Genomic DNA, 13,318 nt, shown 5'->3' on the forward strand with positions numbered 1-13,318 from the left:
ATCTTTGGCTGGCATATTTTTTTTGTTCTTCGGATTTCCTATTTTAATTATACCCTATTTAAATGCCGAACAGCTTAAGTGAGGTACACAGACAGATCCCCGACAAGTCCTACGAAGTCGGGGATCTTGGTTGAGGCTGTACCTAATCAACCACCAAATCTGCTGTAAATTGGGTATTAGTAGCGAGCAAGACGCTCGCACTACAACGATTTCGCAAAGGATATTCAAAAGTTTAATTTCTCGGACTTTTTCCCTTGATTAGGTATGTAGTTTTTTGTGATTCGGCGATCACTCTTAGGTTGAATAGCACGTTCAGATGAGGCTGGTGGGCATTGCCCACCCTACGATATATCAAGGGTTTCGGCGCTCCAAAAATGTAAATTTTCAGTGCCATTCCTCTTAGATTGGTCTACTTTAGAATCGTTTACGGGAACGATTCTAGTTACCTTGCGAGTTCCATAGATACCGTTGTTTAACGCCGTTTCCGATATCTGCGTTGTTGTCGGTGTCTGGCTATTTCCTTGCGTTTGTGCTTTTCCAAGGGAGTTTCAAAAAAGCGGTTCTTCTTCATGTCTGAGAAAATCCCAGCGCGAGATACTTTGCGCTTGAATCGTCTAAGTCCAGATTCAATTCCCTCGTTTTCTCCAATAATCACTTGAGCCATGCTTATCTCCTTTGAAGCTCAACACAAAAAGGGCAGACAATTACCTGCCCTCAAAATTCAAAAGCTATAATAATTTAATTCCTTATCGTTCCTAATTTCATAGAAAAATAAGGAAATCAGCTTTTGAAACTCCCACCGCTAAATGCTTAACCTTATAGCGCTCTTGCCACAACTGTCAGGGTGAGAAAATAACTTTTCTCACAAGAAGGCGCGATTTATGTCACCACTCTCATCCAGTGTAGCGATATCAGTATGACACAAAAAACGAAACATTCACTATCCATCCCCACCGCACGAGATGAGTGGGGAATTGGAGCGATTTTACTTAGAAAGAGCTACGGCTATAGTCACCGCGATTTCCATTTCCATTGCTTCGTTCCCGTGGTCTTGCTTTGTTAACCTTCATTGAGCGTCCCATCCATTCAGCACCATCAAGGGTTTCAATGGCACTGTCTTCGTTAGAGTCAGACTCCATCTCCACAAAAGCGAACCCTCGTGGACGTCCGGTTTCACGATCTTTAGGTACACTCACACGAGTGACGGTGCCGTATTCGGCAAAAACTTCCGTCAGATCCTCTTGAGTTACATCGTAGGACAAATTACCAACGTAAATAGACATAAGGCACTTCCTTTTACTGAACCTGTAGCGAGATGAATCGGAGAAGTGCCTGCGGACAAAATCGAAATCGAAAAAATCGAAACAAGCTTACTTACCGAAAATCAACCGTATCTACTCTAGCATTGATGGGGGGAGTTTGGCAAGATATTTAACTTGTCTGGATCATCTCCCCCCAATCTACCCCTTATCCCTTATCTTCCTGTTGTGCGACTTGCTGCTTCACCTGACTCACACTATCCGGATTCAGGGAAATCGAATCAATTCCCGCTTCGACTAAAAACGCGGCAAAATCCGGATGATCGCTGGGTGCTTGTCCACAAATACCCACCTTGCGATCGCACTGATGCGCGGTTTTAATCAGTCGCAGGATCATTTTCTTGAGCGCCAGATTGCGTTCGTCAAATAGATGGGACAGATCTCCAGAATCTCGATCCACCCCTAAAACTAACTGAGTCAGGTCATTACTACCAATGGAGAAGCCATCAAAGCGTTCAGAAAACTCCTCCGCTAACTCCACATTAGAGGGAATTTCGCACATCACATAAACTTCTAACTCATTTTCCCCGCGCTTGAGTCCATTTTCTGCCAAGACGTGGAGAACCTTATCCGCCTCATCCAGGGTGCGACAGAATGGAATCATGATAATCACATTATTAAAGCCGATTTCTTCTCGTACCCGTTTCAAGGCGCGACATTCCAAGGCAAACCCTTCCCGGTAGCGATCGCTATAATACCGAGATGCGCCCCGGAACCCCAGCATGGGGTTGGCTTCCTTTGGTTCAAATTGTTGACCGCCAATCAAATCAGCATATTCATTGGTCTTAAAATCACTCATCCGCACAATCACGGGATCAGGATATTGGGCGGCGGCGATTTTGGCAATTCCCCGGGCTAAATTATCGACAAAATATTCCGTCTTATCCTCATACCCCTGAGTCAAGTCCTGAATCTGTCCCGCCGCGATCGCATCCCCTATACTGAGTCCAGAAAGGATTTCTTTGCCCTTTTCCTTGAGGCTATAGGTTTTTAATGATCCGGCTTCTTTTTGGGATTGAACTGTTTCTGGACGCGCTTGCACGATAAACAAGTTGCCTGTATCTCCATCTTTTGCCCATTCCATATCCATGGGTTTTTGGTAATGGGCTTCAATCGCACTTGCCTATTGACCCAATTGTAAAATTTCCTCGTCATTCAAGACAAAGGAATTACGCTCTTGGGACGATGTGTCTATATTTTGCGTCGTCTCGCTTCCCCCTTTCGCGTAGATCATTTTCTTCTCTTTGGCGCCCTGTTTTTTCTCAATAATCGGTTTGAGATTGGCATCCTCTAATAGGGGTTTAAATACCCGATATTCATCTGGCGTTACTGAACCCTGTACCACATTTTCACCTAATCCCCACGCCGCATCAATTACAACCACATCGGGAAAGCCCGTCTCGGTATCCAGGGAAAACATCACCCCAGCGCTAGATTTATCCGATCGCACCATCTTTTGCACCCCCACCGAAAGCGCCACTTTCAGATGGTCAAAGCCTTGCGCCTGTCTATAGCTAATCGCGCGATCGGTAAATAAGGAAGCATAACATTTACGACAGGCTTCTAGTAATTCTTCATAGCCAGTAACATTGAGAAATGTTTCCTGCTGACCCGCAAAACTTGCTTCCGGCAAATCCTCAGCCGTTGCGCTACTTCTAGCCGCGATATCTACATCTTGGGTATCATAGCGTTGACTGAGGTGGTCGTAAGCCTCACGAATTTCACTGGCAATGTCTTCGGGAAAGTCGGCAGAATGAAATAGCTTGCGGATAGATTTACCGACTTTTTCTAGAGGATTTTTTTCATTTTCTAGTTCAGATAAATGCGACTTTATTTTTTCATTTAGCTGGTTAGCCTCAAGGAATTTACGGTAGGCATCAGCCGTAGTAGCAAAGCCATCAGGTACACGAACCCCTTCATCTTTTAGACTGCGAATCATTTCACCTAATGAAGCATTCTTCCCCCCGACTATTGACACATCAAATGACTAAGCTATATCCCTCAGACTTTTACCAGATGACACTGTACCGGAAAATTCCAGATGTAGCAGAAGGCTCCAGGGCATAAGGCAGAAGGCTTCAAGGAAAAAGTACCCTAGGGCTAAAGGGGGTTACTTCGTCGAATTTGGTATCATTCTTTATTTTTTGAGATGAAGGAAGTGATAATCTAGATAGTGGCTACAATCTCACTTTCTTACCCCAGCGATCTCTCACGCTTGGGTTTTCCTGAGTCAGCCGATTGTCTTGGGTTCACTTTGGTTTTGTGCCAGAACAGCCACAGCTCGAACTAACTGCTCTGGCTCAAGGGGCTTGGAAACGTACCGTTGATAGCCACTGCTGAAGGCACGCTGCTGATCTTCAAGTCTGGCATAAGCCGTCAGTGCGATCGCGGGAATTTGTCCCCCTTTTTCGGCTGGTAAAACACGAATCTGTTCAAGCAGGGTATAACCATCCACATCCGGCATCCCGATATCACTAATTAACACATCCGGTTGAAAGGATTTCAAATTGGCGATCACTTGGGACGCACAGGCAACAGTCAAGACTTCTGCACCATACTCCGTGAGCAATACTGTTAATAGCTCACAGGCATCAGGTTCATCATCAACAGCGAGGACTCGAATTCCGGTCAGATCGAGTTCGGGTTGGCGCAACTTTTTGATCGGCTTGATTTGCGGTTGAGCATTCAACAGTGGCAACCTTACCGTAAAGGTGGCTCCGAACCCTTCACCGGGACTGTCTGCCGTGATCATGCCGCCGTGAGCCTTTTGCCTTAATCCAGCGTTCAATACCATCCTGAATGCCAATGGTGCGATATTCCACATCATAGTCACCGCCGTTGGCTGGGTTAACAGACCCCTGTATTACCTGTTCCACTCGTTGGCGATCATCGGGATGTAGTCCCTCAAAAAATGTCTCAATGCTGATTTTGGCTTCGGGGGGTAAACCAAACATGGCTTTGCAACCTGCATCCCAAGTTAGCTGATTGGTGGTCAGATTCCAATCCCACGTTCCCAACTGGGCGGACTCGATCGCTAGGCGAAGGCGGTCTTCACTCTCTTTGAGGGCGGTTTCTGCTTGCTTGCGATCGCTGATATCACTCACTACTCCCACTAGACGTAGTGGTGTTCCATCCAACGCTACATCGAGTTGCCCACTCAGTTCAATCCACCGCCACTGACCATCATTGCGCCGCCGAATGCGACAGATCAAATGAAAGAGGTTGTTGCTTTTGATTCCCTCAGCTAAAGCCCATTCAAAAGTCTCGCGGTCTTCTGGATGAATCACGCTTTCCATAAACTCAGCTTTGCCCAGGGTCTCGTCTTCGAGAGTGTGACCGAAAATTTGGTACGTCTGGGGGTTCTCCCAGATGGCATAGTCAGTCTGGATATCCCACTCGAAGACGCCGAGTTGGGCAGCAGTTGTGGCTATGTCAAGACGCTGTTGTCGTTGGTGTAATGCTTCTTCTGGGAAAGGCATAAACATCAAACCAGCGATTCATCGATTCAGAGCCATTCTCAAAGCGAACGGGTTCACCGGTTAGAGCCACTGTGCCGTAAATCTCAAACCAATGGTCTTCGTGATTGGGAATCAGTTGACGTACCGTTTTACCCTCTACCTGTTCAAGTCCCGTTTGTTTCTCGAACATGGAATTGACTTCTAGGAAGCGGTAATCGACTGGTCTACCATTTTCATCGAACAGCATTTTGATGACGCAAAAGCCTTCATCGATGGATTCAAACAGTGTGCGATAGCGTTCCTCCGAGCGGCGCAGGGTTTCTTCTGCAAGTTTGCGATCGCTAATATCAGTCAGGACGCCGGGAAAGGTAATCGCATTGCCGTTTACGTCGTATTCTACCTGTCCCCGGGCGATGACCCATCGCTGTTTTCCGTCAGCATCGCGGATGCGGTACTCAGCCTCATAGTTTTCTCCGGTTGCGATCGCGCGTTCAATTCCGGCGGTGACTTGAGGACGATCTTCGGGATGAATGGCGCTCAGAAATTGATCGACTGGCAATCCTGCGGTAGCCTTGTCTGGGTCAACCCCGAACAGGTGCGCGAAGTTGCGATCACTAATCACCAGATCCTTGACGATATTCCAGCACCAAGTGTAGATCGAACCGGCTGCTAAAGCGGCTTCTATTGGAATATGGGCTTCTTGCAGAGCTTCTTCTGCTTGTTTGCGATCGCTCATATCAATGACTGAACCGATATATCCTTTAACATCCTCTCCCTACCCCAGTTCCTCTGCTTCGGTTTGCCCTCAATTTCTACATTGACCAGAGGTTATCCCATTTCTAGGATGGGGTGCAGAAGCTGTTCGGCAGTATCGGCTAGTTCTCATTGTAGTACAATAATATCAAGCCTTCTCTAGTACAATTGTTGGTTTTTTGCCAAACATCATCGGTAAAACCCGCCCCTACCGCCTTGCTCCGGAAGCGCTCTCAACCCAAAGCTTTTCCAATAACTAAACTTTTGTAACGGGATCTTCCCAATTTAGCGGCAAATTGGGGCGGTTTTGTTTACAAATATTGATGTAAATGTAAAGATTTAATTATATCTATTGAGCATTATGAAATTCAAGTAACCTAATGTATATAAAAAAAGCTCGTGCAAGATCTAAAGCTGAAATTTCTCCGAAAAATCTGTGACATTAATCACAACGAAGCGTTTTAAAAATCACATCATTTAAAGGAAACTATCACAGAATCCCGTGAGAATAATCACTATTTTTTAGGGATTAAATTACAGGAATTCCCCTAAAAATGAGAGATCATTTAACTATAACTTGGTTTATGGTCTAGATTGAGTTGAGAGTAAGCGGGGAACTAACCATGAAACTATTTGCCAATTATACGGTCAGCGAAGGAGACATAGAGCTTCTGTTAAAAGAAACAGATAACGATGGGGATTTATCCTTCGAGGAGTGGGATGCAGATGTCTTATCCCATGACTGGGAGGTGGATGCTTTTATCGAGGAATGGGATGCAGATTATCCAGTAAATGATAACAATAGGGAGATCTGGTTTAATGACTGGAAGGAGTTTGAGACAAACTTAGACGACCTGCTAATTGACTGTCGCGAATGGGAACTATAAGCTATCTCTAAAATCCAACAGCTTCCCATTGATTTTTGTCTCTGACTTGATGAACCCAATTACCCAATTTATTAGGGGCATTACCCTGAACTCAATTCCTAATAATTAACAGCTTCTTGCCGTTAATCTTAATTCCTTAATACCGTAAAGAACCCTACCTTCATTTTACAGGTTAGGGGAGGGCGGGTTGGGCAAATAGATTTATAAAACACAATTAAGCGCCTCTCACCCGCCCCGAAAAGCTCCTAAATACTTGTTGTATATGCAGGAGCGCCATACATAAGCGCCATACATATAGGAACAAGGTACTCGCGTCTGGACACTGGGGAGTTACCTCGCCATTTTTAATAGCAAAATCTCCGCTCAAACAGGGTTAGAGTGGAGTTCCAACCTTATAGGTTTCCCCTTGTACGCTTACCAAATCTCCTTCAACTAATTTACGTCCGCGCCGAGTTTCGATGATACCATTAACGGTCACATCACCTTCTTGAATCATCAGTTTGGCTTCGCCACCTGTGGACGCGATACCTACCCACTTGAGGAACTGATCTAACTTAATGGTTTGGATGGAGCTGGTCATGCCAAAATAGACAAATCGCTGATCTCGAAGTCAGGTTAGGCAGTTGCAGATTTATCAGTTTCCGCCTTAGATGCTGATTCTACCTGATCAGACTGGACAAAGTTTAGCGAGGCAGAATTTAGACAGTAACGCTGACCCGTTGGTGCTGGTCCATCATTAAATACATGACCTAAGTGAGCATCACAAGCTGCACAGAGGATCTCAGTACGACGCATCCACAAAGTATTATCCGCTTCATATTTGACGTTTTCTTCATCAATCGGTGCCCAAAAACTGGGCCACCCTGTCCCAGAATCATATTTGGTTTTGGATGTGAACAAATCATTGCCACAGCAGACACATTTATAGATTCCCGGCTGCTTGTTGTCGTGATACTCTCCGGTAAAGGCGCGTTCTGTTCCCTTCTGTCGGGTCACTTTGTATTGTTCTGGGGTAAGCTGTTGTTTCCAATCAGCGTCACTCTTTTGTACTTTCTGAATCATGGTTTCAGGTTCCTTAACTATGCGAATATCAGCTTAAATTCAAGGGGGTGTAGGGGGAGAGGAAGAATGGAGATTATCCTCTCTTGGCTCATCCTACCCAATCTAATCCTATCGTCACATCCTCCTGCCCATCTTGAGCTACACCGAAGAAAAACTAGCAAGTTGTGAGTCCAATGAAAACCCACAACTTAAATCTCTACTATTCTCTTCCTGCTTTCTCCACCGTGCTTAAAAACAAATGCTGTTAACACTAAGATGGTGGCGTGGAAGAAGCGTTGAGCGGATAAGGGATGCGGCTAGGAAGGCAAATTATTGCTCGCATAAGCATCCATCCTGTAAGCTGGGGTGCGATCGCTGTAATTTGTCTCGATCCCTGTGATCGACTCTGCTAGCTGCTCAAAGGACTCACAACGCCAGTTGCGATCGTGGATTGGCTTGCTCTGTTCGCCTCGGAAGTAAGCCTGAGTCCCTAATACAGCAACGGCAACCCAACCCACGAAAAACAATGACACTAAGATAAGCATTGGGCTAATCATAATCGTTCCCCTTTGTTTAGCAATTTTGTAAATTTATATTACTCATAATGTAACGGATTATTACAAAACGTATCTGTGACTTGACTCTGGTGTAGGTGTGATGATAATCACTATCCCCAACCCATTTTTTCTATGGCTGTGAATGAATTAACAACAGAAGTCTTAGTTGTCGGTGGTGGTACAGGTGGCACGAGTGCGGCAATCCAAGCGGCACGTCGAGGCGTCAAAACAATTCTAGTCAGTGAGTTTTCCTGGCTAGGAGGAATGCTGACGACAGCCGGTGTCTGTGCGCCCGATGGCAATGAATTAGCCGCGTGGCAAACGGGGTTATGGGGCGCATTTTTGCGAGAACTTCAACAGCGACAGCCCGGAGGACTCGATCATGGGTGGGTGAGTTTGTTTACCTACCACCCTAGAATTGGCGCTCAAGTCTTTGCAGATTGGGTTCAAGCATTACCCAACCTAAAGTGGATTGCTGGACAAACGCCGTTAGCGGTATTGAAAGCAGGGGATTGTGTAACCGGGGTGCGATTTGCTGATGTTGTGATTAACGCCAAAGTCACCCTAGACGCCACGGAATTGGGAGATGTGCTGGAATTAGCCGAGATTCCCTATCGCTGGGGTTGGGAGTCGCGCACTCACTTTGGTGAACCGAGTGCGCCTGTTTCCTTCAATGACTTGACTCAACGCTATCCAGTTCAAGCACCAACCTGGGTTGTCATCCTCAAAGATTTTGGCACCGATACAGCCCCGGAAATTCCGCCCCCACCTCAATACAGCCCAGAACAGTTTGTCGGGGCGTTGGAAGGCTATGGGGTGGAATCCTTTCTCAATTATGGACGCTTACCTGGGGGACTGTTTATGCTGAATTGGCCCCAATATGGCAATGATTATGGTGAGGGAGTTGGGCGCTTAGTGGAATCGGATGCATCCCGACAGCAGTTTCTCCAGGAAGCCCTTTGGCACACTCAAGGCTTTGCTAGTTTTATTCAATCTCAACTGGGACGGCGTTATGGTTTAGCCGATAATAGTTTCCCAGAGGCGTCCCTCGGTGGTGGGGCTTACGCCCTACATCCTTACTATCGAGAAAGTCGGCGTCTGGTGGGAGTGGTGACGTTGAAAGAACAAGATATTTTACCGATAGTAGGGGGTCAAGTTGCGCCTTTGCCCGTCGATGCATCAGGGGCTTTTACCGGAATTGCTGTGGGCAATTATGCCAATGACCATCATTATCCTGGTTTTACCTTTCCCTTAGCCCCAAAATCGATCCGTTGGGGAGGACGTTGGACGGGAACACCGTTTACGATTCCTTATGGTTGCCTTTTACCTGTGTTAATGGATGGTTTATTGGTCTGTGATAAAGATACTTCTGTCTCTCACATTGCCAATGGTTCGACAAGGTTGCAACCTGTGGTGATGAATCTAGGTCAAGCCGCAGGAATGGCGGCTGCGCTGTGTGTGGAACTTGGCTGTCAACCGAGGGAGTTACCCATCCGGCGTATTCAAGAGGCATTGTTGGGCGATGCTATTGCCCCTGCGGCTATGATTCCCTTATTCAACAAATCCCTTGATCATCCAGATTGGCAGTACTGGCAACGTTATTACTTGGATAATCCAGAAGAGTATCCCAGTTCTGGGATGGTTGAGGAGCCGGGGGAGCTTGTCGAGACGTTGCGGTGGAAGGTTTGGGAACATAGAAGCACAGGAGAATCTTCCCAATCACCAATCACCAATCACCAATCCCATGCCTTAATCTATTTCACTGGCATATTCCAACGCCGTGCTGACCAGGATTACATTATTACCCTGAGCGAACCTGAAAGTTATGGGGGTCAAATTTGGATGTTGATTACGACACAACCTGGTGTTAACCAGCAACTCCAGCATTATCCTCATCAGCAACAGCTACAAGGGTGGGGACGTTTTAATCCGGCGGGAAACTGGTTGCTGGTAAACAGTTTGCACTGATCAGCAATCAGTCTCCAAACATGGATGGGTATAACCATTGGGTCAACTTAAGCGCCAAAAGCAGGGATTGTAGAGACGTAGCATGCTACGTCTCTTAGCAATGTAAAGACACGATGCCAGAAGCGTCTGGGAACTGGAACAATTTGAAGACAAACTCGCTAGTGTACCATTAATCTTCACACAATCCACATTAACTCTGGCAGGAATTTTTCCTGAACCCTGAGTAAAAAGTCCGTAACAGGGACTAGAAACCCTGACACGGACATCTGCTATGCGCTTTTACACTTGTGTTACTTTAGTGAGCCTGCTTACGCTCTCATTTGCTGTCCATGCTCATGATAGTCGCGATCGCTCGGTCTCACTTTTTCAGTCTACTCCTGCCCACTCGCTGTTGTCTCTAGTCAAAACTGGAGATGCTGGTCCTCAAGGTCCTGAGACCAATCGCGGTGGACAACGGCGTTTCTTTACCTCCCAAGATACCTTCGTGCCCCAGATTTGTCACCGGGGTAGTGGACGGCGCGAATTTACTTGGGCATAGGCAGTAAGTGCCATTTGATATAATATATACTTTCCTGGAAGAATTTTACCCCCTAGTTGTGACCCACCCAGGGGGTCTTCCAGTTGGCGGTATCTCCTAGGTTGTTTATAATCCAGTCTATAATCTAAGGAGAATTTAGACTTTAATATTAGGGTGCTTTAAGTAAGCGCATGTTTTGCTTCTTGAGTTGGACTCGCTGGTTTAGGTGAAGCCGTGGGTTCGCCATTACCTTTATTCTTTTGTACCCATGCGATGTGACCGCTCCCTAAAATGACTAATCATCTCGATCTGATCAAAAGCCTCAGCCCCAGCGCCATGGATCAGATTATGATATATCTGGCTTTCAGCGCAATGAGAACCAGTGGACACCGACATGGGGCGTTTCTAGATGCGGCAGCAACGGCTGCTAAATGTGCGATTTACACGACCTATTTGGAACAGGGTGAAAATATCCGGATGACCGGACATCTACACCATATTGAGCCAAAACGGGTCAAGGTTATTGTTGAAGAAGTTCGACAGGCATTAACAGAAGGAAAACTGCTGAAGATGCTGGGGTCTCAAGAACCCCGCTATTTGATTCAGTTTCCTTATGTGTGGATGGATCAGTATCCCTGGCAACCGGGGCGATCGCGGATTTCTGGCACTAGCCTGCACAGGGAAGAAAAACGCATCATCGAGGAAAAATTACCGGATCATCTCCCCGATGCCCAGGTGGTCAGTTCTTTACAGTTTATGGAATTGATTGAGTTTCTGCACAGCCGTTCTCAGGAAGATTTACCTCCGGAACGACAGGCGCCTCTTTCTGAAGCCATGGCAGAACATATCAAACGACGCTTACTGTATTCGGGAACAGTGACGCGCATTGATTGTCCATGGGGTTTACCCTATTATGCCCTGACCAGTGCATCTTATTCACCCGTAGATGGCAAAGAACGTACCTACACGGTGGTGGAGGATACGGCGCAGTATTTCCGGTTGATGAAAGAGTGGGCAGAACGTCAGCAGCATGTGATGCGGGTTTTGGAGGAGTTGGATATTCCACCGGAAAATATTGACCAAGCGATAACGGAACTTGATGAAATTATTCGCGCTTGGGCGGATAAATATCATCGAGATGATGGTCAACCGATGGTTTTACAAATGGTGTTTGGTCGGCAACTGGAATAGTTATTTGTCCTTTGTCATTAGTTATTTGTCCTTGGTTTTTTAACTGAGGACTTTTCTATGACTCCGGATAAAAGGTGAGGAAAACTATCCAGGTAATCCCATGATACTGTGCCAGATGATGACAAAAAGGATAGCCGCGATCGCACCAATTAATGTATTGATAAAATTCACGACTTCGTTGGTCATCCATTCGACCTGAGATTGCCAGGTGGCACCAATCACACTTTCCAAGTTGGTGGCAATAAAGGCAGCGAATACACAAAACCAGACTTCTGTCAAGTCTATGAAGCCAACGCCCCAACCCAGAAACGCGATCACAGCCGAGGCGACAGCCCCGGCTAAGGTTCCTTCTAGACTGACTGCGCCTTCGGTTCCGGGGGAGACGGGTTGTAAGGTGGTGATTAAAAAGGTGCGCTTACCGTAGGCTTTACCCACCTCACTGGCGGTAGTATCAGAAAGCTTAGTGGCGAAACTAGCGACAAAACCCAGTAGGAGGAAACTGGGATAGGGTTCATCCAGGAAAAGAACGCCCACCGCGCAAAGCGTACCCGTTAAAGCTGAACCCCAGACATTTTCCGGTCCTCTAGCGCCCGAACGCTTTTCAGCAATCCCCGCCGCTTCTTTTTGTGCCATACCGATGCGGGTAACAGCAGAACCGACAAGAAAATAAACCATCACAATCAGATACCCTTGCCAGCCTAACGTCCCCCAAATCACAATTCCCAACGCCCCGGCGTGGAGAAGTCCAGCCGGGGTGAGGAGTTGCTTGGGGATCACCCACGCGATCGCTAATAATATTGTATTTAAGAGGACGGCAATCAGCCAAGGATTAAGAGAATTGAGTGTTGCAAGCATTGCTGAGTTTTGAGTTTGATTGTGTAGGGGCGGGTTTTATTACTATCGTTTCTTACCTCACAAGGGATGTAACTCGCGCCCGCCCTGAGTGAGTGCTTTGAGTTTTGTGTCAGGGCGGATTTTACTATTATCGTTTCTGATAACCCAGATGCGACTCGCGCCCGCCCAGACCCCACAATGGCATATATTAAGGGTTAAGAGGATGTTTCCGGGTGTATAGTAGGCAACAGTTTTTGGTATGCAATCGATGCATAACTGTTTAGGGTGATTATCGGATTAGGCAAAACTTAAATTAATAGCGATGAATCCCATTCTCTTCCATTTAGCATTTCCCGTTAGTGATATTGAGCAAACCAAAGATTATTATGGCAGAGGACTCGGCTGTGATATTGGGCGAGAAACCCGTCAAGCGGTCATTTTAAACTTATATGGGCATCAACTGGTAGCCCATCTCACCAATGAACCCTTAACACCACAACGGGGGATTTATCCGCGTCACTTTGGTTTAATTTTTACAGCACAAGCCGATTGGCAAGCTTTATGCGATCGCGCCCAACAGCAGCAGCTTCAATTCTATCAGCAACCGAAGCGACGCTTTCCAGGTGATGTGACTGAACATCGCACTTTTTTCTTACAAGACCCATTTTATAATTTAATGGAGTTTAAATTTTATGCTCATCCAGAGGCAATTTTTGGTAGTTACGAGTTAGCCGCGATCGGCGATGGGTGATTTGTCATTTGTCAATCATTAAAATAGGGCTAAAGCCCTTAC

The 13,318-nt window shown here is 46.4% G+C and carries 14 protein-coding genes and 1 pseudogene; 5 read left to right on the top strand and 10 right to left on the bottom strand.

Annotation, left to right across the window (positions count from 1 at the left end; translation table 11 throughout):
- Positions 1-472: 472 nt before the first annotated feature.
- The 6 genes and pseudogenes from rpsU to ACLGGO_RS02545 all read right to left on the bottom strand — a co-directional run bounded on the left by rpsU (position 473) and on the right by ACLGGO_RS02545 (position 5,513).
- Entirely contained in the window at positions 473-664 is a 192-nt protein-coding gene (rpsU, locus tag ACLGGO_RS02520; protein WP_006103066.1) for a 30S ribosomal protein S21, read from the bottom strand.
- A 325-nt stretch (positions 665-989) separates the two neighbouring features.
- The gene (locus ACLGGO_RS02525; protein WP_446334466.1) at positions 990-1,283 is read right to left on the bottom strand and encodes an RNA recognition motif domain-containing protein; all 294 of its coding nucleotides are present in this window, start codon (positions 1,281-1,283) and stop codon (positions 990-992) included.
- Positions 1,284-1,467: 184 nt separating this feature from the next.
- Positions 1,468-3,297, bottom strand: a pseudogene (locus ACLGGO_RS02530) (phosphoenolpyruvate synthase).
- Between the two features lie 252 nt (positions 3,298-3,549).
- Entirely contained in the window at positions 3,550-4,071 is a 522-nt protein-coding gene (locus tag ACLGGO_RS02535) for a response regulator (RefSeq protein ID WP_446418161.1), read from the bottom strand.
- Positions 4,046-4,798 (bottom strand): PAS domain-containing protein, encoded by a 753-nt coding sequence (locus ACLGGO_RS02540; RefSeq protein WP_446418162.1) that lies wholly within the window; start codon positions 4,796-4,798, stop codon positions 4,046-4,048. The genes ACLGGO_RS02535 and ACLGGO_RS02540 overlap by 26 nt, the downstream gene beginning before the upstream one ends.
- Positions 4,752-5,513, bottom strand: coding sequence for a PAS domain-containing protein (locus tag ACLGGO_RS02545; protein WP_446418163.1), 762 nt, complete (start codon positions 5,511-5,513; stop codon positions 4,752-4,754). The genes ACLGGO_RS02540 and ACLGGO_RS02545 overlap by 47 nt, the downstream gene beginning before the upstream one ends.
- A gap of 640 nt (positions 5,514-6,153) precedes the next feature.
- Here ACLGGO_RS02545 and ACLGGO_RS02550 point away from each other — a divergent pair.
- Positions 6,154-6,417 carry a hypothetical protein gene (locus tag ACLGGO_RS02550; protein ID WP_446418164.1) on the top strand — a complete coding sequence of 88 codons (264 nt, stop codon included), beginning with the start codon at positions 6,154-6,156 and terminating at the stop codon, positions 6,415-6,417.
- Positions 6,418-6,790: 373 nt separating this feature from the next.
- Here ACLGGO_RS02550 and ACLGGO_RS02555 read toward each other — a convergent pair whose 3' ends face one another.
- From ACLGGO_RS02555 to ACLGGO_RS02565, 3 genes are all read right to left on the bottom strand, one after another.
- Entirely contained in the window at positions 6,791-6,997 is a 207-nt protein-coding gene (locus ACLGGO_RS02555; protein ID WP_446334470.1) for an RNA-binding S4 domain-containing protein, read from the bottom strand.
- A gap of 35 nt (positions 6,998-7,032) precedes the next feature.
- A complete protein-coding gene (msrB, locus tag ACLGGO_RS02560; protein ID WP_446361356.1) occupies positions 7,033-7,479 on the bottom strand; it encodes a peptide-methionine (R)-S-oxide reductase MsrB in 447 nt (148 codons plus the stop codon).
- Between the two features lie 296 nt (positions 7,480-7,775).
- Positions 7,776-8,003 (bottom strand): photosystem II protein, Psb35-related, encoded by a 228-nt coding sequence (locus ACLGGO_RS02565; RefSeq protein ID WP_446334509.1) that lies wholly within the window; start codon positions 8,001-8,003, stop codon positions 7,776-7,778.
- Positions 8,004-8,147: 144 nt separating this feature from the next.
- On the opposite strand from ACLGGO_RS02565, the gene ACLGGO_RS02570 reads away from it, so the two are divergent.
- The 3 genes from ACLGGO_RS02570 to hetR all read left to right on the top strand — a co-directional run bounded on the left by ACLGGO_RS02570 (position 8,148) and on the right by hetR (position 11,691).
- Positions 8,148-9,983, top strand: coding sequence for an FAD-dependent oxidoreductase (locus tag ACLGGO_RS02570; RefSeq protein WP_446418165.1), 1,836 nt, complete (start codon positions 8,148-8,150; stop codon positions 9,981-9,983).
- 271 nt (positions 9,984-10,254) lie between these two features.
- The gene (gene patX, locus ACLGGO_RS02575; protein WP_446361360.1) at positions 10,255-10,521 is read left to right on the top strand and encodes a heterocyst-inhibiting protein PatX; all 267 of its coding nucleotides are present in this window, start codon (positions 10,255-10,257) and stop codon (positions 10,519-10,521) included.
- Between the two features lie 270 nt (positions 10,522-10,791).
- Positions 10,792-11,691, top strand: coding sequence for a heterocyst differentiation master regulator HetR (gene hetR, locus ACLGGO_RS02580; RefSeq protein WP_446334474.1), 900 nt, complete (start codon positions 10,792-10,794; stop codon positions 11,689-11,691).
- An 84-nt stretch (positions 11,692-11,775) separates the two neighbouring features.
- On the opposite strand, the gene ACLGGO_RS02585 is transcribed toward hetR, so the two are convergent.
- A complete protein-coding gene (locus ACLGGO_RS02585) occupies positions 11,776-12,546 on the bottom strand; it encodes a TIGR00297 family protein (protein WP_446418166.1) in 771 nt (256 codons plus the stop codon).
- A gap of 301 nt (positions 12,547-12,847) precedes the next feature.
- On the opposite strand from ACLGGO_RS02585, the gene ACLGGO_RS02590 reads away from it, so the two are divergent.
- Complete coding sequence (locus ACLGGO_RS02590; protein ID WP_446418167.1) at positions 12,848-13,276, top strand: VOC family protein; 429 nt, start codon at positions 12,848-12,850, stop codon at positions 13,274-13,276.
- The last annotated feature ends 42 nt before the right edge of the window (positions 13,277-13,318 follow it).

The organism is Coleofasciculus sp., from assembly GCF_046565525.1.
Classification (GTDB): Bacteria; Cyanobacteriota; Cyanobacteriia; order Cyanobacteriales; family Coleofasciculaceae; genus Coleofasciculus.

Excerpts from the sequence above, each read along its gene's own strand:
- rpsU (WP_006103066.1), bottom strand. The coding sequence starts at position 664 with ATGGCTCAAGTGATTATTGGAGAAAACGAGGGAATTGAATCTGGACTT.
- ACLGGO_RS02525 (WP_446334466.1), bottom strand. The coding sequence starts at position 1,283 with ATGTCTATTTACGTTGGTAATTTGTCCTACGATGTAACTCAAGAGGAT.
- ACLGGO_RS02535 (WP_446418161.1), bottom strand. The coding sequence starts at position 4,071 with ATGATCACGGCAGACAGTCCCGGTGAAGGGTTCGGAGCCACCTTTACG.
- ACLGGO_RS02540 (WP_446418162.1), bottom strand. The coding sequence starts at position 4,798 with ATGCCTTTCCCAGAAGAAGCATTACACCAACGACAACAGCGTCTTGAC.
- ACLGGO_RS02545 (WP_446418163.1), bottom strand. The coding sequence starts at position 5,513 with ATGAGCGATCGCAAACAAGCAGAAGAAGCTCTGCAAGAAGCCCATATT.
- ACLGGO_RS02550 (WP_446418164.1), top strand. The coding sequence starts at position 6,154 with ATGAAACTATTTGCCAATTATACGGTCAGCGAAGGAGACATAGAGCTT.
- ACLGGO_RS02555 (WP_446334470.1), bottom strand. The coding sequence starts at position 6,997 with ATGACCAGCTCCATCCAAACCATTAAGTTAGATCAGTTCCTCAAGTGG.
- msrB (WP_446361356.1), bottom strand. The coding sequence starts at position 7,479 with ATGATTCAGAAAGTACAAAAGAGTGACGCTGATTGGAAACAACAGCTT.
- ACLGGO_RS02565 (WP_446334509.1), bottom strand. The coding sequence starts at position 8,003 with ATGCTTATCTTAGTGTCATTGTTTTTCGTGGGTTGGGTTGCCGTTGCT.
- ACLGGO_RS02570 (WP_446418165.1), top strand. The coding sequence starts at position 8,148 with ATGGCTGTGAATGAATTAACAACAGAAGTCTTAGTTGTCGGTGGTGGT.
- patX (WP_446361360.1), top strand. The coding sequence starts at position 10,255 with ATGCGCTTTTACACTTGTGTTACTTTAGTGAGCCTGCTTACGCTCTCA.
- hetR (WP_446334474.1), top strand. The coding sequence starts at position 10,792 with ATGACTAATCATCTCGATCTGATCAAAAGCCTCAGCCCCAGCGCCATG.
- ACLGGO_RS02585 (WP_446418166.1), bottom strand. The coding sequence starts at position 12,546 with ATGCTTGCAACACTCAATTCTCTTAATCCTTGGCTGATTGCCGTCCTC.
- ACLGGO_RS02590 (WP_446418167.1), top strand. The coding sequence starts at position 12,848 with ATGAATCCCATTCTCTTCCATTTAGCATTTCCCGTTAGTGATATTGAG.